Genomic DNA, 25,512 nt, shown 5'->3' on the forward strand with positions numbered 1-25,512 from the left:
CAGAGCTGGAAAGGTGAAAGCGTCTGAGGCGGAGCGTTCGTCGCCCGGCAATCGTGGAGACAGCCATATTAACCTGCCGCACTTGGTATAATGACTGTCGATGTCCTCAGTTACGGCGCGGTTTCGGCCTGAGAAATTTTGTATTACAACGGTAATACATCTCTCTGAATTCCGTACGGAAGCCATGCCTGACGCGAATGCTTGCTCGGAAACGACCGCGTATTATGAAGGGCGCAATCCTTTAGGGGGCGTGATACCAAATCGGCGGTTCGAGGCCCGACGCCCGGACACGACTTGATGGGTAGTCGGGGCGGGCTGGCGACGGACAGGGGGCTGCCGGGATTGATCGCCTGGAGCGCAGTCAGACGAAGCGGCCGCGGGTTCGTCGGAGGATGCGCGCAAACACAACGACCTGGAGACGCCGGCCCGATGCAATCGAGCCGGATACGGCTCTAGCGCGACGGGTCTCCCGGCTTCCGAACCGGCCTGTCGAGATCGTGCCGGCGCGGCAGGCTGCCGCGAGAAGGAGTTGGTAATGATCGAACCTAGTCTGAGCCGGGGTCCGGCTCGAGGTGCGCGGGCCGGTACGACACGCATCCTGCTCATCGAGGACGATGCGGGCATTCAGCGCATCGTCTCCGATCACTTCGCCGACCACGATGTCGACGTCACCCCGGCGACGGACCGGAAGCAGGCGGAGCGGCGGCTCGCGGAGGGCGCGTTCGACCTCGTGGTGCTCGACCTGCGCCTGGGTTCGGAGAACGGCCTCGACCTGCTGCGCGACCTGCGCGCCCGGAGCGACCTGCCGGTGATCATCACCACCGGCCACCGCCGGGACGAAATCGACCGGGTGATCGGCCTCGAACTCGGCGCGGACGACTACATCGTCAAACCCTACGGCCTGCGCGAGCTGCTGGCGCGGGTGCGGGTCATCCTGCGCCGGGCCGAGGTCGCGCCCGCCCCGACGCGGGTTCAGGACTCCCATCGCAGCCGCTTCGACGGCTGGGTGCTCGACCGCCGGCGCCGGCGCCTGACCAACCCCGACGGTGCGGACGTCGCCCTGAGCAAGGGCGAGTACGCGCTGCTGGCGGCCTTCCTCGATGCCCCCCAGCGTCCCCTGAGCCGCGAGCAGCTCCTGCAAGCCACGCGCGTCCACGAGGATGTGTTCGACCGCAGCATCGACGTGCAGATCCTGCGGTTGCGCCGCAAGCTGGAGGCGGATCCGAGCGCGCCGCGTCTGATCGTGACCGAGCGCGGCATCGGCTACGTCTTCGCCGTACCGGTCGAGAGGCTGTGATCGTGGCGCCGTCGCGCCGGGCCCGTTCCCCCGTGGCGGCGTTCGGCGCCGTCCTCATCGGCGGCGCCCTGGCCATCCTGCCGCTGGCCGCCGGGGAAGGGCCGCCCGGAGCCCCGCAGCCGGCTGAGGCCGTGGAGGCCCGGGACGTCATCACCCCCGTCCCGAGCAGTCTCGGGGCGGATCCGGAGCGGGTCGCCCTCGGCCGGATGCTGTTCGCCGACACCCGGCTGTCGCGTGGGGGCGACCGGGCCTGCATCACCTGTCACGATCTCCGCAGCAACGGCGCGAGCGCGGCCGCCAGGAATGTGACCACTGACGGCACGCCGATGCCGCGCAATACGCCGACGGCCTTCAACGCGGCGCTGAGCTTCCGCTTAGGGTGGGCGGGCGACATCCCGACGCTGCGGGACCAGGCCGAGATCGCCCTGACCCGGCCGGAGTTCCTGGGCGGATCGTGGCCCCACATCCTCGCGGTGATCCAAGCCGACCCGGCCCTCGATGGTCCGTTCCGGGCGACCTATGGCCGGGACGTCGATCGAGCGGCGGTGATCGACGCGATCAACAGCTTCGAGCGCAGCCTGCTCACCCCCGACAGCCGCTTCGACCGGTGGCTGCACGGCGACGTCCATGCGATCACCGAGTCGGAGCGGGCAGGCTACGCCCTGTTCAAGGGCATCGGCTGCGCGGCCTGCCACCAGGGCGTCAACGTCGGCGGCAACCTGTTCGAGAAAGTCGGGATCTTCGTCACGATCCCCGACAAGGCCGCCGAGGTGCTCCGCGTGCCGAGCCTGCGCAACGTCGCGGTCACGGCGCCCTACTTCGACGACGGCGGCGTCGCCACGCTCCCCGAAGCGGTGCGGCTGATGGCCCGGGTGCAACTCGGCCGTGAGCTGACCGAAGCGCAAACCAGCGCGATCGTGGCGTTCCTCGGCACGCTCACGGGTTTCTATGAGGGGCGTCCCCTCACGGCTTCGCGGGCGCCCGACACGCTGCCGCAGCCAGATGCCCGGCCGCAGCCAGATGCCCGGCCGCAGCCAGATGCCCGGCCGCAGCCATGAGGCTGACCCTGCAGGCCGCCGTCCTCGGGGTGCTGCTGGCCGCCCTGCTTACGTGGCTGATGATCAACGGCAAGGGCGAGATGGACGCCGCCTTTGCGCAGACCCGGCGCACGGTCGATGCCATCGCTCTCGCCGAATCCCGGATGCAGCACGACGTGCTCCGGGCGCGGACCGGGCTCCTGCGCAACTACGATCCGATCGTGGCCCACCTTCACGAAATGCAAGCGGCGCTGTCCGGGTTGCAGGCGGCGAGCGGACCGGACGATGGCGAGATGCGCTCGCTCGCCGAGGCGATCGCCCGGGAGGCGCAGATGGTCGAGCGCTTCAAGACCGGCAATGCCCTGGTGCAGAACTCGATCGCCTACTTCGACTCCCTCAGCGATCGGCTTTCGGAGCCGGACATCGATCCCAAACTCGCCCGCGCGGTCGCCGCCCTGCAGATCCGGGTCTCGGAACTTGCCCGCGAAGCGAGCCCCAAGCGCCTCGACGACATCCGCACGCGGCTCGATGTCCTGGCGGCGAGCGCACCTTCGGACCGCGATGCGGACATCTCCGCCATCGTCCTGCACGGGCGCCAGCTCTTGGATCTGCTGCCGCAGGTTGACACCGTCGCCCGTTCCCTGCCGAACTCCTCGAGCGAGGCGGCGCGCCAAGCGCTCCTGGAGGCTCGCCGTACCCTTCGGGACCAGCGGCAGGCCCGCGCGGACGGATTCCGTCTCGCCCTCTATGCGGCCGCCTTGTGCTTGGTGGCCTTGGTGGTGCGCGTAGGCCTGCTGATGCGAGCGGGGACCCTCGTCCTGCGCCGAACGATCGCCTTTCAATCGGTCGTCGCGCAGGCCGCCAACCATTTCTCGGCGAGCCAGCCCGACGAGATTGCATCGCGCATCGTCGATGTCATGGCGATGGTCAGCACGGGAGCCTGCACGGACCATTGCTACATCCTGATGCTCGATGGTTCCGACACGGTCCACTTGTGGAACCGAGCGGGGCTGCAGGCGCCCCGCGGCTGGCCGCTCGCGCAACGCGCTCTCGTGCCTGACATCATCGCTGCGTCCGAAGACTACATTTTCGTCGAGACCGCCGACGCAATCGGGCCCCCGGCGCTGGTTCGCCCCCTGGCGCAGCGCGGGGTCGCAACGTTCACCTGCGCACGCCTGCGACGGGGCGGACACATCGTCGGTGTGCTGTGCTTCGAGCGCACCGTCAGCGTCCTGCCTCCCTGGATGCGGCACTCGCGCGGGCTCCTGCGCGTCGTGGCCGAAAGCTTCGGCGCGGCGCTGGAGCGCCAGCACGTCTGGGCCGAACGTCGCGAGATCGAGGCGGCCCTGCGGCGCGCGCAGCGACTCGAAGCGATCGGGATCTTCGCCAGCGGTGTGGCGCACAACATCAACAATGTCCTCAACGTCATGCTCGGTCATGCCGAGATCGCCGCGGATGCCCTGCCGGTCGATCCGGGACGGGCAACCGAGCATATCGGGCTGCTGGTCCAAGCGGGTGGTCGGGCCCATGAGATCGCGGGACAGATCCTGGATTACGGGCGGCGGGGCTGCTCTTCGCAGAACACGAGTGCGGTCGACGCGATCGTGGCCGAGACGGTGGACGTGATCCGGACATCGACCGCCGACCCGACCGCGATCCTCCTGACCGGGACCACCGACGGCGCGATCGTCGACGGCGAGCCGGCGCAGCTGCAGCAGGTGATCCACAATTTGATCCGCAACGCCATCCAGGCGTCCGAGCCGGGTGCCGCGGTCGACGTGCAGCTCGAACGGGTCCGATTACCAGGGCCGCGGGCCTTCTCGCACGGAGAGCTGCCATCCGGCACCTACGCCCGCATCCGCGTGTCCGACGCGGGCTGCGGGATGGACGAGGCCACGTGCGCACGGATCTTCGAGCCGTTCTTCACCACGCGTCCGGCCGGAACGGGGCTCGGTCTCGCCACGGCGTTCGAATTTGTCCAGGAACAGGCGGGCGCCTTCGACGTCCGGAGCGCCCCGGGCGTCGGCAGCGCGTTCGAGGTGTGGCTGGCCGCACGCCCGGCGTCGGAGCGCGGCGTCCCGGCCGCCGGCGGCACTGTGATGATCGTCGGAGCCGCGCGCGCCACGGTGCAGGAGGATGAGGAGACCCTCGCGGCCCTGGGTTACGAGCCGATCGGCTACACAGACCCGGACGCGGCGCTGACCGCTCTGCGGATGGAGCCGAAGCGCTTCGACATCTTGATCGTCGAGAACCAGCCGTCGCGTTCGCTCGGTCTCGCCTTCGCCCGCCGCGCCGCCCGTATCGTCGATCGTCCGATCGTCCTCTCCCTGTCGGCCTCGGACACGGTACGACCGGAGGTTCTCTCGGCGATTCCGATCGTCGATGTCGCGCACCGACCCTGGCGTTCGAGCGCGCTCGCACTCACGCTGCGGCGACACCTGGGGTCGGAAGCGCGGAGCGCGCCGCCCCAGCGCACGGTCGCTGAAAATCGCGTGGTCGCGCAGTAGCGCGTCCTCCCGGAGCCCCGACACGGGCGGGCAAGCGGGCGGGCAAGCCTGCTTCACCCCGCCCATGCCGCCGCTGGCGCCGGACGGCGTGGGTGCGCTCGGTCATCTTGGCGGCCCTGCGCCGCAACGCCTGATCCGCCTCCCGCCGCGGCGCCGCGCGCAGGCGGTGCGCGTACCGCCCATGCTCGGCCCTGACGTGGTCGTTGCGGCTGGCCCGGAGGCGAGGCGCGACGTGCTGGCCACGCGCTCGGGTCTCTCCCGGCGCGTTCGGGCCGCTCTCACCGTCCGCGGGACCCGTCCACGCGGCAACGGTCCGGACGCACGCACCCGCTCGGCGACCGCGCGTTGGTTCGCTGCGGTCAACCGCCGTGCATTTGGAGCCACCCGACGATCCCGCCCACCACCGCCGGCTCGATGCCGTCGTAACCATGAGGCGAGAGCGAATCGCAGTCCCGGGCCGAGCTCCGCATCTCGCCGCTGACCGTAAGGATGCGGATACTCGGCGCGTGCGGCAGGGCGGCGGCGATGCGTGGAGCCATCTCAGGTGGGGTCACATCGCAGGCGTCCTTGCGGTTGGCCACGACGAGCACCGGAACGCGCACGCTCTGCGGATCCGCGTCGAAGACCGTTTCGGTGCTCCGTCGTCCCGGTAACGACACGGCCTCGGTCAACACCAAGCCCGCAAGGAGACCCGGCCCGGCTTGGGCGGCGCCGCTCACCGCCGCGATCGTCCCCTGGCTGGTGCCGACGAGGAAGACGGGCGAAGGCGCTTGCTCCCGGGCGAAGGCGGCCAGACCGGCCACCAGACGGCCGTAGGCTGGAGCGCTTCGCCTGCCTCGCAGGTTCGCCCGATCGATCGTGTCCGGGATCAGGACGGCGTAGCCCCTCGCCACCCAGTCGGCCCTCGTGCGGACAAGGAAATTCTCCTGGTGTCGCAGGTCGCCCTCGCGCCCGACGCCGATGTCGCCGGAGCCCCCCGGCAACATCACCAGCGTTGCCCGGGGGTGAGGCGGTGCCTCGTAGAGGACGCGCTGGTTTCGACCGTCGCCGAGCGGCAGATCCACCACCCGCTCTCCCGCGACAAGGGTTTGCCTCGCCGATCCGGTCTGAGCGATGGCCGGCGTGCCGAGCAGGCTCACGGCGACGAGCGAGCGGGTGAATGTGTTCAGCATCGCAACGCGCCCCGAAGAGACCGACCGGACTGTCTTGCACGCTTCACGAGGACGGCGCGTGCCTCCTTGCACGTTGCGCGCAAAGCCATCGGTTTCTTCGGGGGCGGCCGGTCGCGAGCGGTCCATCAACGTCGGCTCGCGGTGGCAGGCGGACACGCGTTCGAGGCCCGAAAGCCGACCTTCGGTCGAGACCGGCTCATAGGACGTGCGGGTCGGATACCGATGCGTCTTGCCCCGGGGCGATGCTTGGTCGCCAGTCGCTCACTGCCATGCCGGCGACGATACGGTGCCACGGGTCGTCTGCTGTTGCCCGTCCCTCACATCGGCCTGGGCGACATCACGGATCTCCGCTCGGGCGGCGCCCGTCTCCCGCGGCACGGCGGTCACGTCTTCTCGCGTCACGGCTATCGGCCGAGCATGGCCACGGGTCCGCGGTGAGGTGTGTTCGGCGCAGATGTCGCCGGGCGTCTTCCTGTCAAAGCCATCGGACTGACGTTCACGGCGACTGCCACGGACGTCAGTCCGACGCCTGCGGTGTCCCTCAGCCCTTTTTCTTATAGGCTTGGATGGCGTTCTGGCAGCCGGGGGAAAGCTTCGACATGTTCTTCTGGAAGCATGCCTGAGTCTCGGGGCCGTCCTCGGGCGGCAGTCCCGCACAGAAGATCGTGAAATCGCCGGCGCACTGCTGCTGCAGGGCGGCCTTGTCCTCGTCGGACATCGGTGCGGCCAGGGCGGCGCCGGCCGCCGTAGCGGCCAGAATGAAGGTCAACCCGAAACGTATCAGCATGTCCTGCTCCCACGACCCCTAAGTGCTTCGGGTCGGGAGCGAAAACGTCGGTACCGTCCGAACCGTTGCACCCGTCACCCAGATTGCGGAGGGGTAACGGGCAGACGCGTGCGGGTATCGAATCCCAATCCGAGCTGGCGCAGGGCCGCAGACCTCCGCAGCCAGGTTGAACGGCTGCTTCTCTCATCCTCTCGCGCGGAAGCGGACGGGAGAAAACCACCCGACCCGGTCGTCCATCGCTGCTTTCTCGGAGTCGCGGAGCGGACGTTCCCAGGTTCCTCGGATCGTGCGCGGGTCCGAAAACGACGGCCGCCTCATGCCTCGGCCGTCCAAAAATCGACCCCTGAAAATCTGCCGATCCCCGGCGGCGGTGAGACCGATGGGGTCCGGTCCGATGATCTCGCCTGCCAAGACGTTTGCCGCATGCGGAGCTAAAGCGGTCCGGTCGATTCCGTCGAGATGCGGAGGATCGACGTCACGCCTTCCGGGACGTCCCTGCGCCTTCAAGCCGGGTCCGTGCGGGGCCTCTCGGCCTCGGCCCGATCGCGGGACCCCCGAAGGAGCGCGCCGATTCCCTCTCGAACGCGTGGCGTGACAGGGTTGTAGACGATCATGCCGAGATCCGGACGGCCGTCCACGGAGAAGGCCGAGAACTCCAGCTCGATGGAGCCCAGGATCGGGTGCCGGAGCCGCTTGACCCCGTCCGTGTGCGCCCGGACGTCGTTCTCCCGCCACAGGGCTGCGAACTCCGGGCTGGTGCGACTGAGTTCCTCCGCTAATGCGTTCACCTCGGATGCGGCGCCCGCCCGCACCGCATCCGCCCGGAACGCCCCGACGACGTAGCGCGCCACGCTCTGCCAATCATGCTGCGTGGCTCGCACGCGCGGGTCGCCGAACATGCGGCGCAGGATGTTGCGCTCGCCGGGAGGGACCGTGTCCCAGTCGGTCAGCACCACGGCGGCGGCCCGGTTCCAGGCGACCACGTCCCAGGTCGCGGTCTTGATCAGCGCCGGGCTGACCTCAAGCGTGTCGAGCAACCGCTGGAGGCGCGGGGTGATCCCCTCCTTCGGCGTGTAGCGGACCTCGGGAGGACGCCCGAGGGCGAGCATGAACACGTGCTCGCGCTCCGGTTCGGTCAGCATCAACCCGACCGCGATGCGGTTCAGGACGTCAGCCGAGGGCGCTCCGCCACGTCCCTGCTCCAGCCACGTGTACCAGGTGGCGCTGATGTTCGAGCGTTGGGCGACCTCCTCCCGGCGCAGGCCGGGCGTGCGCCGGCGGCCCGAGAACCCCAGCGCGGCAGGATCGAGCCTGGTCCGCCGATCCCGCAGGTATGCTCCGAGCGAGGTTTCCGAGCTGGCAAGCATGGCGATCCTGTTAGCCGGTATACCGGGATACGGTCACTACTTTAACGGGATCGGCGCCGAGCGGATAGTTGGCGTCCGAACCCAACGGACCGCATCCCATGCTCATCTTCCTCACCGGCGCCACCGGCTTCATCGGCTCGGCCATCGTCCCCGAACTCCTCTCCGCGGGCCATCGGGTCCTCGGGATGACGCGGTCGGAGGCCGGAGCACGGGCCCTTGCCGAAGCGGGGGCCGAACCGTTCCTCGGCACCCTGGAGGACGTCGACAGCCTCCGTCGCGGCGCTGCCAGGGCGGACGGGGTCATCCACACCGCCTTCGACCACGACTTCTCCGACTTCGTCGCCAACTGTCAGAAGGACCGGCGCGCCATCGCGGCCCTGGGCTCGGCGCTCAAGGGGTCCGACCGCCCCCTCCTGATCACCTCCGGGGTCGGCATCGGTTGCCCAGCGCCAGGGCAGCCGGCGACCGAGGACGTTTTCAACGCCGCGTATGCGAACCCCCGCGTGGCCTCGGAACTCGCGGGGGCGGAGCTCCTGGACGAGGGTGTGAACGTCTCGGTGGTGCGCCTCCCGCAGGTCCACGACACGGTCAAGCAGGGGCTCGTCACCTACCTGATCGATCTCGCGCGCGCCAAAGGCGTATCGGCCTATGTCGGGGACGGGGCGAACCGCTGGGCGGCAGGTCCCGTCCTCGACGTGGCGCGCCTCTATCGCCTCGCCGTGGAAAAGGCGGATGCGGGGGCTCGCTACCACGCCGTCGCCGAGGAGGGTGTCCGTGCCCGCGACATCGCGGAGGTCATCGGCCGCGGCCTGAAGGTGCCCGCGACGGCCCTGTCGCCGGAAGAGGCGGCCGGACATTTCGGGTGGCTCGGCATGTTCGCCGGCCTCGACATGTCGGCGTCCAAGGCCCGGACGCAGGCGCGGCTCGGCTGGCATCCGACCGGGCCGGGATTGCTGGCCGACCTTGAGCGGATGGACTATTCCCGCCCCCCGTCCTGAGACGACGGACGCGGCGCGTGACCGGCCGCGTCGGCGCCGTTCCCGATGGGAAGCGCGATGTCGCAGATCCACCCGCCCCGGACGTAGAGCGGATGGACGCGTCTTCTCCGACCTTTGTCGGTCACGTGCGCCGATCCGCTCTTCGTCGGCGGGCAAGCCCGTCGTCTTCGATCTTTGACCAGGACCGGTGGGACGCAGGATGACAGCGTCCCGTCTCGTAGGGCGGCCCGAGCAGGCCGAGCCGTCAGGGCCATTCACTGACGGATCGACACACCGGTTGAAGTGGTCCTTCGTCGCCAGGGTCGTGCCGTGCGCCGGTCCAGCGACCGCCTTGGGCAGACGATTTCGGCTGCGTCGCTCCGTGCGGACGGCGACGAGCACTGCCCCATCGTCGACGCGGGTGCCGACCACACCAAGCCCTGGCATTGGCGCGACGGCCCCATGCTGCTGCCTCGGGTTGGCGTCCTCAACCACAGGCACGGGCAACGACCCGAAGGCGCGTGGGTCACCGACGACCGTGTCGCATCGTGCCCGCAGCGCACCCGCACGGTACGCGTGCGCACCGCTCGAATCAGAGCCATATCGCCGTCTCCCTCATGGATGGTGCCTCGAGGCGCGGTGAGGCATAGATCGGTTCGCCGAGCCGGGTCCGGGCCCTGATCCGGACCAGCGCCATGTTCCCGGTTGCTCCGGACATCCGCGCCTTGCACGCGCTGTGTCGAGAGGAAACCCACGGTGCGGTTGGCCCAGCCGCGGTCCGCGCCCGTCGCGGACGGGAGCAGGCCAAGCGGCTGGAAGGTCGACGGGAACTCCGGAAACGCCGGGCGAAATCAACCGCTGAGCACCCGCTCCGCCGCCGCTCCGAGCGCGCGCACGCCGAAGGCCAAATCCGCGTCGGTGGTATTCTCCGCCCAATGGTGGCTGATGCCGCCGATCGATGGGACGAACAGCATCGCGGCCGGGAGGATGCGGGCGACGTTCTGGGCGTCGTGGCCGGCCCCCGAGGGCATCACCTGCCAGAGGCCGGGGCAGACCTCCTCGGCAGCCTCCGAGAGGGCTCGCATCAGGTCGGGGTCGCAAGGGGCGGGGATCGCCTTCGACAGCGCGAGGAGCGTGGCGGTGCAGCGCTCCCGCCGGTTCGACTCGCGCACCAGCGCGTCGAGGCAAGCCTCCATCCGCTCCAGCACCGGAATCGATACGTCGCGAAACTGGAAGGCCACCTCGGCGCGCCCTGGGATGATGCTGTAGCCGCCGGGATCCAGGGTGATCCGGCCCGTCGTCCAGGTGCTGCGCGGGCCGCAGACCTTCGGAAATTCCCGGTCGATGGCCGCGAGCAGGCGTACCGCCGAGAGCCCGGCATCCCGGCGCTCGGCCATGGTGGTGCCGCCGGCATGGTCCTGATGGCCTTCGAAAACGATCCGGAACTGCCAGATCGCCACGATGCCGCTGACCACGCCGAGATGCAGGCCGGCGGACTCCAGCTGCGTGCCCTGTTCGATGTGCAGTTCCAGAAAGCCGCGGTAGCGGGCGGGATCCAATCGCGTCCGCGGTTGCCCCGCGAGACCAGCCGATTCGAGGGCCGCGCGCAGGGGCGTGCCGTCGGTCCGGTTGCGGGCGGCGTCGATCTCGGCCTCGGTCAGGTCACCGATCGCTGAGCGGCTCCCGAGGAAGCCGCCGGAGAAGTGCCCCTCTTCGTCCGCGAAGGCGACGACGTCGACGGGAAGGCCGGCCCGGGCCAGCGCCAAGCCGGCGACGACGCCGAGCGCCCCGTCGAGCCAGCCAGCCTCGTTCTGGGTCTCGATGTGGCTGCCTACGAGGAGGTGGGGGCCTGGGCCGCGATGACGCCCGAGGACGTTGCCGATTCCATCGATCGATGCCTCAAGTCCGCATCCCTCGAGTCGCGCCATCAGCCAGCGGCGCGATTCCATATCTTGAGGTGAAAAGGTGGGCCGGTGAACACCGGTCCGGAACGGCCCGATCTGGCGCAAGGCGTACAGGTCGGCGAGGAAAGCGTCCGTATCGATCTTGGTCATGGCAGGGTCCGGCCTCTGAGCGCCCGAACCCTGCAAGCCTCGTGCAGAGGTGAATTCGGCCGCTTCGCGCCGCCCATCCACCCTCGGGCTCCCAGCCGAGCGCGGAGAGATCGCCTGACCACAGCGCCGTCTCGTCCCCCGCTCGCGAACCCACGAGGCCACGGCCCGTCGCCCGCCTGTCATGGCTGATGTTGAGACGCTAGGCGATCTTCGCGAAATGGAAAGTTCCTGCTTCGCCAGGGCCCATGTTCGCCAGGACTGATGCCAAGCGTGGTTTGATCGTGGTTTTAACAGGTTTGAGCTAAAGTTAATGCCGTCATGAAGCCTGCCGGCATCGACGAAAACGGGCTTGTTCCCTCTCAGAGGCAGCTATGCGCGATGAGCTGATGGATAAAGGCTGCACAGGCTTCGAGTTCGTCGCGGGTCACATACTCGTCCGCCTTGTGCGCGCGCGCGATGGAGCGCGGGCCGATCACCACGCTCGGCGTGTTGCCCAGCGCCTCGAACAGGCCGGCCTCGGTTCCGTAGGAAACTTTGGCGTGGCCATTTCGGCCAGCGAGCGTCTTGGCCAGGGTGACGATCTCGGCCTCCGGGCGGGTCTCAAGGCCCGGATAGTCGATCAGCGGCTCTATCGCGACGCCGCAGGCAGGATCGACGGCCTGCATCATCGGCGCCAAGATGTCCGTGGCATAGGCGATCGCCGCCGCCGCGAGGGCCGCCGCATCGTCGCCACCGATCGCGCGGTACTCGAACTCCACCGAGCAGGTTTCCGGCACGATATTGAGCGCCGATCCGCCACGGACGACGCTGGACAGGCCCGTGGTGTGGGGCACGTCGTAGAGCGCGTCCCGCCGCCCGTCCCGAACGAGCGCCTCGGCCGAGAGCCGCACATGCTCGATGAAGCGGGCCGCGTACTCCACCGCATTGACGCCCTGCGGGGCCAATGCCGAATGGCAGGCGAGGCCCCGGAAGGTGACGCGCGCAGCAGACTTCCCCTTGTGGCCGACGACCACCTCCATTCCTGTCGGTTCGCCGACGAAACAGCCGCGCGGGTGCAGGCCCCGTTCCAGCATCCGCGCGATGAGGGGGCGGACGCCGAGGCAGCCGATTTCCTCGTCGTAGGAAATCGCGAGATGGATCGGTGTCGAGAGCCCCGCCGTCATCATCGCAGGCAATGCAGCGAGGCAGACGGCGAGGAAGCCCTTCATGTCGGAGGTGCCGCGACCGTAGAGGCGCCCTGCCTCCTCGCGCAGGACGAAGGGATCGGACGACCAAGGCTGCCCCTCGACCGGGACCACGTCGCTGTGGCCCGAGAGCACGTAACCCGGTTTGTCCCCGGGCCCGACGCTGATCCAGAGAGCCGCCTTGTTGCCGGTGGCGTCCGGGACCCGCTCCACCGCGGCCCCATGACCACGGGCGAAGGCTTCCACCCAGTCGATCAGCGGTAGGTTCGAGCGCGTGCTGACTGTGTCGAAAGCGACGAGGGTGGCGAGAATCGCGACGCTATCGGACACCTCCGCTCGCGAGGGGGCATCTGACGTTATCCGGGTCTGTCGCGTCATGGCTTTGGCGTCATGGCTTTCGATCGTGTGCCGGAGCAGTGTGTGGCGACCTGTCGGATCCGGGCCGGAGCCGAAACGCGGATCGCCGGTCCCACGGCTGCGAAGCCCGGCGGAAACCCCGGGCCCGATCCGAAACCCGAGTCCGGGCAGCGGTCACCGGAGCGGTAAGCAACCGCCTTGGTAACGGATCAGTCGACGTTCGTCTGCAAAGACGTTTGGACCGTCGCGTCACGGTTTGGCATGATTGACGCTTCCGGCCCAGAGAGGCAGACCTTGCTGCCGCTGGGCTCGGCCCTGCCCGTGCCTCACGCCGTTTCACGATCCACGACGGACATCCTTGATGACGCAGACGCCTGAGACTGCCGGGCGGACCCCCGGCTTATGCTGGATTCGGGCCGTGGCCGGCCTCGCCATCTCGGGTGTCGTTGCCCTCGCGGGCGATGCGGCGCAGGCGCGGGACCTTCGGGTCGGCCTGAGCGCCGAGCCGACCTCGATGGATCCGCACTTCCACAACCTCGGGCCCAACAACGCCTTGCGCCGGCACATCTTCGAGTCGCTCGTCGATACGGATGCCCAGATGAGGCTCAAGCCTTCGCTCGCCCTGTCGTGGACGCCGCGCGATACGACCACCTGGGAGTTCAAGCTGCGGCCCGGCGTGACCTTCTCGGACGGCACGCCGTTCACGGCGCAGGACGTGATCTACACCTTCTGCCGGATCCCGCTGGTCGAGAATTCGCCCTCGTCCTTCGCCACCTTCGTCAAACCCTTCACGCGGGTCGAGGCGCCTGATCCGCTCACCGTGGTGGTGACCACCGACGGCCCGCTGCCGCTTCTGCCGACGAACCTGACGGCGCTCGGAATGCTGAGCGCCAAGGCGTCGGGGGCCGCGGGCGCGGTGACCTTCGCCAAGGGCGGCTGCACCGGCATGGGAACGCCGCTGCGGACTACCGACTTCGCCGATCCGAAGGTCTCGATCGGCACCGGCCCCTACGTCCTGCGGGAATACGTCCGCGGCACGCAGATCGTGCTGGCGCCGAACCCGTCCTACTGGGGACCCAAGTCCGCCTTCGACAAGGTGACGATGAAGCCGATCCCCTCGACGGGACCCCGGGTCGCGGCGCTGCTCGCCGGCGACGTCGATCTCATCGAGAGCCCGGCGATCCAGGACCTGCCCCGGATCGAGGGGGCTGGGTTCACCGTGACCAAGGGGCTGTCGAACCGCATCATCTACGTCCATCTCGACCAGTTCGATGGGCCGGACTGGAAGACCCCGACCATCAAGGGCACCGACCGGAACCCCCTGCGTGACGTTCGCGTGCGGGAAGCCCTCTCCAAGGCGGTCGACCGGAAGGCCATCGTCGAGCGGGTGATGGGCGGAGTGGCGCAGGCGGCGGGCGAGATCCTGCCTTACCCGCTCTCCGGCACGACCAAGGACTTCCCGATCGTGCCCTACGACCCCAAGGGGGCCAAGGATCTGCTCACGCAAGCCGGTTATCCGAACGGGTTCGAGATCACGCTCGGCACGCCGAACGACCGCTACATCAACGACGAGAAGGTGGCGCAGGTCATCGCGCAGATGTGGACCCGCATCGGCGTGAAGACCGGCATCGACGCCTCCACGGCTTCGACGTTCTTCACCCGGCGCAACAAGTTCGAGTTCTCGGCCTATCTCTCCGGCTGGGGAGCGGACTCGGGCGACATGTCGAACTCCCTGAACTCGCTGCTGCTGTGCTTCGACCCGGTGAAGGGACTCGGCTTCACAAATCGCGGGCGCTACTGCAACCGCGAGGTCGACCGACTGACGGTCGAGGCAATGGCGACCTTCGAGGAGGCGAAGCGCGAGGATCTGCTTCGGCAGGCCTCGGCGCTTGCCATGAAGGACTACCCGCTGATCCCGCTTCACTTCGAGGTGACGCCCTGGGCCACGGCCAAGGGCCTGCGCTACGTGCCGCGCATCGATCAGTACACGCTGGTGATGAACGTGGAACTGACCCCGTGACGGTCGATCCTCGGGAGCAGCCCTGCCCGTGCTGACCTACCTCATCCAGCGTTTCGGCCAGGCGGTGCTCACGGTCGCTGCCATGGCGACCTTGGTCTTTCTCGGCGTCTATGCCATCGCCGACCCGATCGACGTGCTCGCCGCACCGGACGCGACGCCGGACGAACGCGCGCAGATCAGCCGACGCCTCGGCCTCGATCAGCCCCTCTGGATGCAGTTCGCCACCTTCGTCTGGCGCGCGCTGCACGGCGACCTCGGCCGCTCGTTCGTCTACAACGAGCCGGCCTTCACGGTGATCCTGCAGCGGCTCCCCGCGACCCTGGAACTCGCCTTCACAGCGCTCTTCATCGCGATCGCCCTCGGCCTGCCCCTTGGCCTCTGGGCGGGCCTGCGCGCGGAAAAAGCCACCGACAAGGCGATCATGGGCGGGTCCATCCTGGCCTTCTCCCTGCCGAACTTCTGGCAGGGACTGATGATGGTCCTGATCTTTTCGGTGACGCTGGGCTGGCTGCCGGCCGGGGGGCGTGGCGAGACCGTGCGCGTCCTCGGGCTCGATCTCGGCTTCCTCACCCTCGACGGCCTTCGCCACCTCATCCTGCCGGCCGTGAACCTCGCCCTGTTCAAGCTCGCGGTGGTGATCCGCCTCGCCCGGGCCGGAACCCGTGAGGCCATGCTGCAGGACTACGTCCGGTTTGCCCGCGCCAAGGGATTGCGGCCGGCCCGCATCGTCGGCGTTCATGTCCTCAAGAACATCCTGCTGCCCGTGGTCACGGTGATCGGCCTGGAATTCGGCTCGATGATCGCGTTCGCGGTGGTCACCGAGACGGTGTTCGCCTGGCCCGGCATCGGCAAGCTGCTGATTGATTCGATCAACCGCCTCGACCGGCCGGTGATCGTCGCCTACCTCATGCTGACGGTGTGTCTGTTCGTGCTGATCAACTTCGTCATCGATCTGATCTATGCCGCCCTCGACCCCCGGGTGCGCCTTGCGGAAACGGACGCATGACGCCCGCGGCCACTCTCCCGGAAGAGCCGGTCCCGTACCGGGCGGATCCGGTCTGGCGCGCCCACGCTCGCGCGTTCTTCCGCTCCCCCGCGGCCGGCCTCGGCCTCGTCATCCTGGTGGCCGTGGCCCTGGTGGCAGCGCTGGCGCCCTGGATCACGCCGCAGGATCCCTACGACCTCGCGAGCCTCGATGTCATGGATGGCACGCAGCCGCCTGGAAGCCGGAGCTTCGCCGGGCTCACCTACTGGCTCGGAACCGATGCCCAGGGGCGCGACATGCTGTCGGCCATCGTCTACGGGCTGCGCGTCTCGCTCGTCGTCAGCCTCTCGGCGACACTCATCGCCGCGTCCGTCGGCTCCTGCATCGGCGTGCTCGCAGCCAATGCGGGCGGGCGGCTGGACGCCGTGCTGATGCGCCTCGTCGACCTGCAGCTCTCGTTCCCCGCGATCCTGATCGCCCTGGTGTTGCTCGCCGCTTTCGGGCGGGGCATCGACAAGGTGGTGATCGCCCTGGTGGCCGTTCAGTGGGCCTACTACGCTCGGGCGATCCGGGCCCAGGCCTTGGTGGAACGGCGCCGGGAGTACATGGAGGCGGCCCGGGCGCTCGCGCTCCCGCGCACCAGCCTGATCTTCCGGCACCTCCTGCCGAACTGTCTGGCTCCGGTAATCGTGGTCGCGACCATGCAGGTGGCCCACGCCATCGCCCTCGAAGCCACGCTGTCCTTCCTGGGCGTCGGCGTGCCGGTGACCGAACCCTCCCTCGGGCTTCTGATCAAGAACGGCTACGACTACCTGCTCTCGGGCAAGTACTGGATCTCGACCTTTCCGGGCCTTGCCCTCGTCGCCGTCATCGTGGCCATCAACCTCGTGGGAGACCGTTTGCGCGACGTGCTCAACCCCAGGCTCTCCGCGTGAGCGCGCCGGACCGGACACCTCCGGCCAATGCGCCCGTCCTCGCCGTCGAGAACCTTCAGGTCGCCTTTCGGGCCGGCGGCCGGGAACACCTGGCGGTCCAGGGGCTGGACCTGTCCGTATCCCGCGGCGAGGTGGTGGGGCTCGTCGGCGAATCCGGCTCCGGCAAATCCGTCACCGGGCTTGCCCTCATGGGCCTGATCGACGCTCCGGGCCGTGTCGCCGGAGGAAGGATCGTCTTCGAGGGCCGCGATCTCATGGGCCTGTCCGAGGCCGAGCTTCGGCGCCTGCGCGGCGCCCGCATGGCGATGATCTTCCAGGACCCGATGACCACCCTGAACCCGGTACTCCGGGTGGAAACCCAGATCGTCGAGGCGATCACCGCCCACGAGCGGGTTACGGCGAAGGCGGCCCGCGCCCGCGCCCGCGAGGCGCTGGTGCGCGTTGGCATCCCCGCGCCCGACGAGCGCCTCGGGGCCTACCCGCACCAGCTCTCGGGCGGCATGCGCCAGCGGATCGCCATCGCCATCGCGCTGCTGCATCGCCCCGCCCTCCTCATCGCTGACGAACCCACCACCGCGCTCGACGTGACGATCCAGGCCCAGATACTGGCGGAGGCGCAGGATCTGTGTGCCGAGATGGGCACCGCGTTGATCTGGATCACCCACGACCTCGCGGTGGTCTCCGGTCTCGCCGACCGGCTCCTCGTGATGTATGCGGGTCGGGTCGTCGAGGCTGGTCCGGTGGCCGAGGTTGTGGAGGCGCCGCTCCACCCCTACAGCGCCGGACTGATCGGCTCGGCCCCGAGCCGCAACAAGCGCGGCGCCCGCTTGGCGCAGATCCCTGGCCTCGCCCCGCCGCTGGGCCGACGTCCACCGGGCTGCGCCTTCGCGCCCCGCTGCTTCAACGTCCGGCCCGACTGTTCCGAGCCTCCGCCCCTGGTCCGCCGGTCGGGCCGGGAGGCCCTCTGCCGGTATCCTCTCAGCGAGACCGTCGTCGCGTGAAGCCCCTCGTGACCCTGGAATCCGTGTCGAAGCGTTTCGGCACAACACCCTCCCTCGCCGCCCGCATCGCCCGCCTGCTCGGCGAGCGCCGCCGACCCACCAGCGTCCAGGCGGTTTCGGACATCGACATGCGCGTGGAGGCCGGCGAAGTCGTCGGGCTCGTCGGTGAGTCCGGTTGCGGCAAGTCCACGCTCGCCCGCCTCGTGGCCGGCCTCCACATGCCGAGCGACGGGCGCGTCCGACGCGCGGGCGTGGATCTCACCGAGATGACCCCCACCGAGCGCCGGGCCGCTCAGCTCAGCGTCCAGATGGTGTTTCAAGACGCCACGGCCTCACTCAATCCACGCATGCGCGTTCTCGACATCGTCGGCGAGGCGCCCGTTGCCCATGGCCTCGTGAGCGCCGGGGCCAAGCGGGACTACGTCGCCGACCTCCTCGCGCGCGTGAGCCTCGGGGCGGATGCGATGGCCCGCTTCCCCCACCAGTTCTCCGGGGGGCAGCGAGCCCGGATCGGCATCGCCCGGGCGCTGGCGGTGCGGCCGAAGATGCTCGTCCTCGACGAGTCCGTTGCGGCCCTCGACGTCTCGATCCAGGCCCAGGTGCTCAACCTCTTTCTCGACCTGCGCCGCGATCTCGGGCTGACCTACCTGTTCGTCAGCCACGATCTCGGGGTGATCGAGCACGTGGCGACACGGGTCCTGGTCATGTATCTCGGCCGCATCGTCGAGGAGGCGCCGGCGGAGGCACTGTTCGCCGCCCCGGCCCATCCCTACACGATCAGCCTCCTCGCGCAGACGCCGCGGCTCGTGCCGGGCAAGCGCCGCTTCCAGGGGCTCGTCGGCGAGCCTCCCTCGCCCCTGGCTCCGCCGCCCGGCTGCGCCTTCCATCCGCGCTGTGCCCATGCCATCGCGCGCTGCCGGGTCGAGCGACCGGTGCTACGCAGCCTTGCGGGTGAACGCCACGTCGCCTGCCACCTGGACCGATCGGAGTTCGGATGAGGTCAGCCCCCGAGCTCTGCCCGTCACGAGGATGATCGATGGACCGAACCCAAAGGCCGGATGATCAGAAATCCCGGGCAACTCGTCAGGGCAGTCCGACCGCCATGCGTCTTTCTCCAAGCCGCTGACTTGCTTTAGGCAGCTGAGTTGCTCCAGGCCTCTGAAATGAACGCCGGCAACCATCGTCACGCCCGGCTGGAGCCGCCGGCTGGACGTAGATTCCTGAACCAAGACCGTTCACGCAGATACAGCCTGGACATTCCCGCGAGAAGGCCGTTTGCACATGACACGAGACGCTCTGTCCCTCGGCATCATCGGCGCCGGCATCATGGGGGAACGCATGCTCGGCGTCGTGTCCGCTCAGACGGACATTCCCATCCGCGTTGCCGGGATCTGGGATCCCTCCCCCGCCTCGCTGGACCGGATCGCCGGCACGTTTCCGGCGGTGACAAGGATGGCGGACGCCGACGCGCTGATCGCGGCAAGTACGTGTGTCTACGTGGCTTCGCCGCCCGGCTCGCATATCGGCTACGCCCGGAGGGCCTCGGCCGCGGGGCGCAGCGTTTTCCTGGAGAAGCCCCTCGCTGTCGACCTGGAAGAGGCACGCCGGTTCGTGGCGGAGGGCGACGCTGTGGGCGCAGTGAACTTCCCGTTCGCGTCCTCTCCTGCGGTGGCCACCATCGCACGCTGGATCGCCGAGGGCGCAATCGGCGCCCCGCGTCGTCTGGTGATCGATGTGGCCTTCGCGCATTGGCCGCGGCCCTGGCAGACCGACGCCGCGGCCTGGCTCGACGCGCGCAGGGAGGGCGGCTTCACGCGCGAAGTCGTCTCGCATTTCCTGTTCCTGACCCGACGTCTCGTGGGCCCGCTGCGCGAGCTGCGGGGCAATGCCAACTTTCCCGAACCCCACCGCTCCGAACGGGCGATCCAGGCGACGCTCCGAGCGGGCGACGTACCGGTCTTCGTCACCGGCCAAGTCGGTGGAACCCGGCAGGACGACCACAACACCTGGACCCTCCTGGGCGAGAGCGGGGCGGTTCGCCTGCGGGATTGGTCGATCGCCGAGCGGCTACGGCCGAACGGACACTTCGAGACGGCACCGGATGCGTTGCCCAACGACCAGGCACGGTTGGTCGCCCTCCGGCGTCAGCTCGACGGTGTCGTCCGGATGACCCGTGGCGAGCCGCACGCGCTCGCCACCTTCGTCGAGGCCCTGGAGGTCCAGGAAGTCGTCGAAGGGCTCGTCGCCCGATAGGCTCGACCGGACGTCAGCCTGAACAGCAGGCAATGGCGGTGGCGGTTGACCCACGGGGCATCGACCGCACCGGTCGATGCGGATTGCCATGAGGACGTCCCTGGGTATTCCCTGCGCGAACGCCGATTGAGGCCTGACCGGGAATGCGTTGAGATGGATCGCCCTGCCGAGCCGGCCCGGCCCGCCCCGCCTGCCGACGCAATCCCGCTGTCCCGCCGCGTTCCTTTCGCCCGGCAGATCGCCGACACCCTGCGGGATCTGATCGTTCGTGGCGATCTGGCTGCGGGGAGCCGGATCGTCGAGCGCACGCTGTGCGAACGCTTGAGCGTCTCGCGCACACCCCTGCGCGAGGCTTTGAAGCTTTTGGAGGCCGATGGTCTGATCGAACTCAGCCAAAATCGCGGTGCGCGGGTCATGTCCATGACGATCGCGGAGGCCGGGCACCTGTTCGAGCTGATCGCAGGCCTGGAAGGTTTTGCAGCGGAGTTGGCCGTTGCTCGCGCATGCCCTGACGACATCATCGCTCTGGATCTTCAGCATGCACAAATGCTTAGGCATTACGCTGACCAGGAGAAAGATGCTTACTTTGCACTCAACAATGCCATCCACGACGCCGTGGTTCGCCTGTCCGGGAACCCGCTCCTGATCGCGACCCATGCGTCGATCCTGTTGCGGGCCCGGCGGGGACGCTACATGGCGATCGTCGACCCTCTGCGCTGGCGCGAATCCGTTGCTGAGCACGCGGCGCTGATGGCGGCATTCCGGTCCTGCGATGCGCCCGCGGCCGGTGCCGTGTGGCGGCAGCATCTTCGGAGGACGGGTGAAACCGTCCGTACCGCGCTGGGCCAGCCAGCGGTTTCCGCGGACGGGGCGAGCGAACAGCATTCCGCCGAGACGTGCCTTACCGGCTCCGAGACCCACCGACCCAGTTCGGACTGACCGTCCGACCCGAACTCACGCGCCCGGTCGCGAAGACGCAGTCCCCCGGATGTCCGTCGGCATCGCACCCTTCGGTCTGCGGCCTTCCACCTGGCGTGCGTGCCTGCCAGTCTCGCGTCGGCACTGATTCTATTCGCTTTTTACCGATGGCATGCAATTTGGATGGGGTGCTCACCTGTCCGGCGAACCGATTGCGAGACTGCCATGGTCGCGAAGATCCACCTCAGGCACCCGAACCGCCGCGGGCTCCTGCGCGTCGGGGGGCTCGCGGGCTTGGCCTCGGTGTCCTTGCGCCGATCGGCCTGGGCGGCAGCAGAGACGACGCTCGAAGCGATCCGCCGGGCCGGGCTCGTGCGCGTCGGCTGCGAGGCCGCGTACCGGCCCTTCACCTTTCGCGAGGGCGGCAATGTGGTCGGCTACGATGTCGATCTCGCCGCGCTGCTCTTCGCACCCCTCGGCGTCAGGGTTGAGATGGTGGACACGGCTTGGGCCGGCGTGATCCCGGCCCTCTACGCCGGCAACTTCGACCTGATCATGACCTCGCTCACCTACACCAAGGAGCGCGTTCAGCGCGTCGGCTATACGATCCCCTACGCGGAGGCGACCCAGGAACTCCTCGTCCGCGCATCCGATGCCCAGGCAATCCGCTCCCTGGATGGGATGGCCGGCAAGATCCTCGGCGTGAAGCTGGGCTCGGCCGGCGACACCATGAAGGCCGGGCTCGACGCGAAGCTGAAGGCCGCCGCCGGCACCGGTTTCTCGGAGGTCAAGACCTACGACGATCACCCCGCGGCCTATCTCGCACTGGCTCAGGGTTCCGTCGACGGGGTGATCAACACGCTTGCGACCCTGACGCAGGTCACCAAGGATGCGCCCGGACGGTATGCCGTTGTCCGCGATATCGGGCCCCGCAACTGGGCCGGTATCGGGGTGCGGAAGGAGGATGCGGCGCTGATCGCGTTCCTCGACGCACGGATCACCGCCCTGAAGGCGAGCGGCGATATCTACGCCCTGCAGGAGAAATGGTTCGGCATCCGCATGGATCTCGCCGACCACATCCCGACCTTGTCCTGAGGCGATGCCGTGAGCATCGATTGGGCCGTCGTCGCGATGGCCATACCACTCCTGGCGCAGGGCGCCCTCACGAGCCTGAGGATCGCCGCCCTCGCAGGTCTCCTCGGGTTGGCAGGGGGCGTCGCGCTCGGCCTGATCGCCCTCGGCGGCTTTACGCCGGCGCGCCTCGCCGTTCGGGCCTACGTGGACTTCATCCGTGGAACGCCGCTCCTCATCCAGATCTTCATCGTCTTCTTCGGCCTTCCGATGCTCGGATGGCGGCCCGGCGAATACCTGTCGGGGGTCATCGCGCTCTCGCTGAACAGTGCCGGCTATATCGCCGAGATCGTGCGTGGCGCGGTCGGTTCGATCGAACGGGGCCAGACAGAGGCGGCGCAGTCCATCGGGCTCACCCGCGGCAAGATCCTGCTCCACGTCCTGCTGCCGCAGGCCATCCGCCCGATGACGCCCGCGCTGACCAACGACCTGATCACCCTCGTGAAGAACACCTCCCTGCTGTCGGTGATCTCCGTCTACGAGCTGACCCGCTCCGGCCAGGCGATCATCGCGTCACACTTTGCTCCGCTGGAGATCTTCGCGCTGCTGGCGCTGTACTACTACCTCATCATTTCAGTGCTGGCTTACATCTCCAGATTGATCGAACGGAAGCTTCCCGCATGGTAGGGCCCGAACGATCATCCCTCCCCGCGCCGGCGCCGCTGCTGTCCATCCGGAACCTGTGCAAGCGGTTCGGGGACCGCATGGTCCTCAAGGATGTCTCCTTCGAGATCGGTGCGGGCGAGGCCGTGGTGCTGATCGGGCCATCGGGCTCGGGCAAGACCACGGTGCTGCGCTGCCTGAACCAGCTCGAGACCCCGACATCGGGCACGATCACCCTGGCGGGCGACGTCATCGGCGGCAGCCTGGCTCCGGATGGGACACGGTGGAAGCCTTTCGGTGAGGCAGACATCGCCGGCCAGCGCCGACGCTTCGGCTTCGTGTTTCAACGCTTCAACCTTTTCCCCCACCTCAGCGCCTTGCAGAACGTCGCTCTGGGACCGCGCCTGACCCTGGGACTACCGAAGGCCACGGCCGAGGCGCGCGCGGCGGCGCACCTGGAGCGGGTTCGGCTCGCAGACCACCGGGACAAGCGGCCCGGGCAACTCTCCGGCGGCCAGCAACAGCGTGTGGCCATCGCGCGTGCGCTCGCCATGGAGCCGGAGTTGATCCTCTTCGACGAGCCGACCTCCGCGCTCGATCCCGAACTCGTCCACGAAGTCCTCGACGTCATGCGCGCTCTGGCCCGCGACGGCATGACGATGATCGTCGTCACGCACGAGATGAGCTTCGCGCGGCAGGTCGCCCACCGCGTGGTCTTCATGGCGGACGGGGCGATCGTCGAGCAGGGCGCGCCCGACGCCCTCTTCACCGCGCCGCAGCACGAGACGACGCGCCGCTTCCTCGCCCACGTGCGGAATCGATGAGCCCGATGCGTCCGCTCGACCTCCTGCTGACGGGCGCCACGGCGCTGACGGCGAACCCCCGCGACCCGGTGATCTCCGATGCCGTCATCGGGATCACGGCCAACCGCATCACGCGGATCGGTCGTGCGCCGGCCGGCGAGCCCCTGCCCGTTGCGCGCCGTGTTCTGCATCTGCCGGGACGCATCATCACGCCCGGCTTCGTCAACATCCACACGCATACGACCCTCGCCATGGTGCGCGGCGTCGCCGAGGATCTGGGCTTCGCCCCGGCCTACACGCCGGGCATCCCGCAGGGGCACATGGTGACCCCGGACGAGGCCTGCGCCATCGCTCGGCTCGGGGCCCTCGAGGCGCTGCTGTTCGGCTCGACGCTGATCAACGATACCTTCGTGCATGCCGATGTGATCACCCCCGCGATGGCGGAGCTCGGTCTCCGGGTCTGGTCCTGCGGCCGCATCCACGACGTCGATTTCAGCGGCGTTTCGACGGGGCGCTGGGTGCATCGGGACGCGATCGGCGACCAAACCCTCAGGGCGGCGCTCGACCTCGCCGCGCGCTACGAGGGCCGCAGTGACCTTCGGATCGGCGTCCAGCTCGCGGCGCACGCGCCCGATACCTGCTCGACGCCGTTCCTTCGGCGGATCGCGGAGGCGGCCCGCTCTACCGGCCTGCGGGTCACGACGCACCTGTCTCAGAGCAAGGTCGAAGTCGCCCGCATCCGCGAGCGGGACGGGATGAGCCCGCCCGAACTTCTCGACGCGGTCGGGCTTCTCGACGATCGGTTGCTCGCCGCCCACTGCATCCACGTCAGCGAGGCCGACATCGCCCGCATCGGGCGTGCGGGTATCGGCATCGCGCATATCGCGAAGGGCAATGCCACGGGGGGAACGATCGCCCCCACCGCACGCCTCCGCGCGGCGGGGGCACGGCTGACCCTCGGCACCGACAACATGCACGCGGATATGGTGGAGGTGATGCGCTGGGCGCTCGCCATGGGCCGCATCCAGTCCGGCGCGGTCACCGCGGAGTGGCAACCCGAGGCCGTGCTCGACATGGCGACGATGGCGGGCGCCCGCGCCATGGGACTCGCGGACGAGATCGGGAGCCTGGAGCCCGGCAAGCGGGCGGACCTCGTCGTCTTCGATTTCCGCCGCCCGCACCTGACGCCGAACCGCAATCCCCTCGGAAACCTCGTCCACACCGCGCAGGGACGGGACGTCGCGATGGTTCTGGTCGACGGCGCCGTCGTGGTGGAGGACGGCCGCCCCACCCGCGCCGATGCCGACACGATCCGGCGCGACGCCGAGCGCGCCATCACGGCCTTGTGGGAGCGCGCCCGGGCATGAAGATCCTGCTTCTCAATCCGAACACTTCCACGGCGATGACGGAGCGGATTTCGACGGAGGCCGCCGGAGCCCTGGCGCCCGACACCGACCTGACCGCCATCACGGCGATCCGGGGCCTGCCCTACATCGCGAGCCGGGCCGAGGCGCAACTGGCCGGCAGCACTGTCCTCGAAATGCTGGCCGAGCATCGCCGGGGGTACGACGCGGCCATCATCGCGGCCTTCGGCGATCCCGGCCTGATCGCGGCGCGGGAACTCTTCGACCTGCCCGTGATCGGCATGGCGGAAGCCGCAATGCACACCGCCTGCATGCTCGGCCAGCGGTTCGCCATCGTCACGTTCTCACCCACCCTGCTGCCCTGGTACGAGGATGCCGTCGCGCTCGCCGGCCTCGGCGCGCGCTGTTCGGCGCTGCGGGCCGTCCGGGTGGGGTTCCGCTCGGTCACCGAGGTCCAGCATGAGCTGGAAGCCGAGATCGCCGAGCTGATCCAGCGAACGATCCGGGAGGACGGCGCCGACGTGGTGGTGCTCGCCGGCGCTCCCCTGACGGGTCTCGCGAAGCGCCTTCGCGCAGAGATCTCCGTTCCCCTCGTGGACCCGCTCGCCGCGGCCCTGGGCCAGGCGCAGGCCCTGGTCCGCCTGGCACCCGCGCCGGCGCGCGCCGGTCGCTTCGCGCGGCCCGGGGCCAAGGCGACCGCAGGTCTGGCGCCTGCTCTCGCGCGGTGGATCGAACACCGTGAGGAGCCGGGATGAGGCAG

General features: G+C 68.9%; 21 protein-coding genes. 16 read left to right on the plus strand and 5 right to left on the minus strand.

From position 1 onward, the window contains the following. The first annotated feature begins 535 nt into the window (after nt 1–535). From ASF58_RS23690 to ASF58_RS23700, 3 genes are read left to right on the plus strand one after another with little or no spacing between them, the layout of a single operon-like run. A complete protein-coding gene (locus ASF58_RS23690) occupies nt 536–1,297 on the plus strand; it encodes a response regulator (RefSeq protein ID WP_055958593.1) in 762 nt (253 codons plus the stop codon). A gap of 2 nt (nt 1,298–1,299) precedes the next feature. After that, complete coding sequence (locus ASF58_RS23695) at nt 1,300–2,355, plus strand: cytochrome c peroxidase (RefSeq protein ID WP_055958801.1); 1,056 nt, start codon at nt 1,300–1,302, stop codon at nt 2,353–2,355. Then, nucleotides 2,352–4,841, plus strand: a complete 2,490-nt coding sequence (locus tag ASF58_RS23700; RefSeq protein ID WP_055958596.1) for a two-component system VirA-like sensor kinase — start codon at nt 2,352–2,354, stop codon at nt 4,839–4,841. The genes ASF58_RS23695 and ASF58_RS23700 overlap by 4 nt, the downstream gene beginning before the upstream one ends. A 359-nt stretch (nt 4,842–5,200) precedes the next feature. Here ASF58_RS23700 and ASF58_RS23705 read toward each other — a convergent pair whose 3' ends face one another. The 3 genes from ASF58_RS23705 to ASF58_RS23715 all read right to left on the minus strand — a co-directional run bounded on the left by ASF58_RS23705 (nt 5,201) and on the right by ASF58_RS23715 (nt 8,167). After that, nucleotides 5,201–6,139 (minus strand): alpha/beta hydrolase, encoded by a 939-nt coding sequence (locus ASF58_RS23705; RefSeq protein ID WP_244477479.1) that lies wholly within the window; start codon nt 6,137–6,139, stop codon nt 5,201–5,203. Between the two features lie 415 nt (nt 6,140–6,554). Then, a complete protein-coding gene (locus tag ASF58_RS23710) occupies nt 6,555–6,800 on the minus strand; it encodes a hypothetical protein (RefSeq protein WP_055958602.1) in 246 nt (81 codons plus the stop codon). 503 nt (nt 6,801–7,303) lie between these two features. Then, nucleotides 7,304–8,167 (minus strand): helix-turn-helix transcriptional regulator, encoded by an 864-nt coding sequence (locus ASF58_RS23715; protein ID WP_055958604.1) that lies wholly within the window; start codon nt 8,165–8,167, stop codon nt 7,304–7,306. A 98-nt stretch (nt 8,168–8,265) separates the two neighbouring features. On the opposite strand from ASF58_RS23715, the gene ASF58_RS23720 reads away from it, so the two are divergent. Continuing rightward, nucleotides 8,266–9,165, plus strand: coding sequence for an SDR family oxidoreductase (locus ASF58_RS23720; protein WP_055958607.1), 900 nt, complete (start codon nt 8,266–8,268; stop codon nt 9,163–9,165). Between the two features lie 830 nt (nt 9,166–9,995). Here ASF58_RS23720 and ASF58_RS23725 read toward each other — a convergent pair. Together ASF58_RS23725 and argE are read right to left on the minus strand one after the other, a co-directional pair. Continuing rightward, a complete protein-coding gene (locus tag ASF58_RS23725; RefSeq protein WP_055958609.1) occupies nt 9,996–11,198 on the minus strand; it encodes a Zn-dependent hydrolase in 1,203 nt (400 codons plus the stop codon). 359 nt (nt 11,199–11,557) lie between these two features. Next, on the minus strand, nt 11,558–12,712 hold the full coding sequence (gene argE, locus ASF58_RS23730) for an acetylornithine deacetylase (RefSeq protein ID WP_055958612.1): 1,155 nt from the start codon (nt 12,710–12,712) through the stop codon (nt 11,558–11,560). Between the two features lie 445 nt (nt 12,713–13,157). Here argE and ASF58_RS23735 point away from each other — a divergent pair, with 445 nt between their 5' ends. The 12 genes from ASF58_RS23735 to ASF58_RS23790 all read left to right on the plus strand — a co-directional run bounded on the left by ASF58_RS23735 (nt 13,158) and on the right by ASF58_RS23790 (nt 25,507). Then, entirely contained in the window at nt 13,158–14,759 is a 1,602-nt protein-coding gene (locus ASF58_RS23735) for an ABC transporter substrate-binding protein (protein WP_244477471.1), read from the plus strand. A 28-nt stretch (nt 14,760–14,787) separates the two neighbouring features. After that, nucleotides 14,788–15,765 carry an ABC transporter permease gene (locus ASF58_RS23740; RefSeq protein WP_055958616.1) on the plus strand — a complete coding sequence of 326 codons (978 nt, stop codon included), beginning with the start codon at nt 14,788–14,790 and terminating at the stop codon, nt 15,763–15,765. Continuing rightward, the gene (locus ASF58_RS23745) at nt 15,762–16,679 is read left to right on the plus strand and encodes an ABC transporter permease (RefSeq protein ID WP_055958619.1); all 918 of its coding nucleotides are present in this window, start codon (nt 15,762–15,764) and stop codon (nt 16,677–16,679) included. Before ASF58_RS23740 ends, ASF58_RS23745 begins: the two co-directional genes overlap by 4 nt. Further along, entirely contained in the window at nt 16,676–17,680 is a 1,005-nt protein-coding gene (locus ASF58_RS23750; protein WP_055958622.1) for an ABC transporter ATP-binding protein, read from the plus strand. The genes ASF58_RS23745 and ASF58_RS23750 overlap by 4 nt, the downstream gene beginning before the upstream one ends. After that, nucleotides 17,677–18,678: an oligopeptide/dipeptide ABC transporter ATP-binding protein gene (locus ASF58_RS23755; protein ID WP_055958625.1), complete on the plus strand. Its 1,002-nt coding sequence runs from the start codon at nt 17,677–17,679 to the stop codon at nt 18,676–18,678. Before ASF58_RS23750 ends, ASF58_RS23755 begins: the two co-directional genes overlap by 4 nt. Before the next feature lie 283 nt (nt 18,679–18,961). After that, complete coding sequence (locus ASF58_RS23760; RefSeq protein WP_055958628.1) at nt 18,962–19,933, plus strand: Gfo/Idh/MocA family oxidoreductase; 972 nt, start codon at nt 18,962–18,964, stop codon at nt 19,931–19,933. 153 nt (nt 19,934–20,086) lie between these two features. Next, nucleotides 20,087–20,872 (plus strand): GntR family transcriptional regulator, encoded by a 786-nt coding sequence (locus ASF58_RS23765; protein ID WP_055958633.1) that lies wholly within the window; start codon nt 20,087–20,089, stop codon nt 20,870–20,872. A gap of 204 nt (nt 20,873–21,076) precedes the next feature. Then, nucleotides 21,077–21,946: a transporter substrate-binding domain-containing protein gene (locus tag ASF58_RS23770; RefSeq protein ID WP_055958636.1), complete on the plus strand. Its 870-nt coding sequence runs from the start codon at nt 21,077–21,079 to the stop codon at nt 21,944–21,946. A gap of 9 nt (nt 21,947–21,955) precedes the next feature. After that, on the plus strand, nt 21,956–22,609 hold the full coding sequence (locus tag ASF58_RS23775) for an amino acid ABC transporter permease (RefSeq protein ID WP_244477472.1): 654 nt from the start codon (nt 21,956–21,958) through the stop codon (nt 22,607–22,609). 77 nt (nt 22,610–22,686) lie between these two features. Then, nucleotides 22,687–23,409, plus strand: a complete 723-nt coding sequence (locus ASF58_RS23780; protein ID WP_280137576.1) for an amino acid ABC transporter ATP-binding protein — start codon at nt 22,687–22,689, stop codon at nt 23,407–23,409. A 5-nt stretch (nt 23,410–23,414) separates the two neighbouring features. Continuing rightward, nucleotides 23,415–24,755, plus strand: coding sequence for an amidohydrolase family protein (locus tag ASF58_RS23785; RefSeq protein ID WP_055958642.1), 1,341 nt, complete (start codon nt 23,415–23,417; stop codon nt 24,753–24,755). Beyond that, nucleotides 24,752–25,507, plus strand: a complete 756-nt coding sequence (locus ASF58_RS23790; RefSeq protein WP_055958810.1) for an aspartate/glutamate racemase family protein — start codon at nt 24,752–24,754, stop codon at nt 25,505–25,507. Before ASF58_RS23785 ends, ASF58_RS23790 begins: the two co-directional genes overlap by 4 nt. Nucleotides 25,508–25,512: the final 5 nt, after the last annotated feature.

The sequence above is a fragment of the Methylobacterium sp. Leaf125 genome, from assembly GCF_001423085.1.
GTDB lineage: Bacteria > Pseudomonadota > Alphaproteobacteria > Rhizobiales > Beijerinckiaceae > Methylobacterium.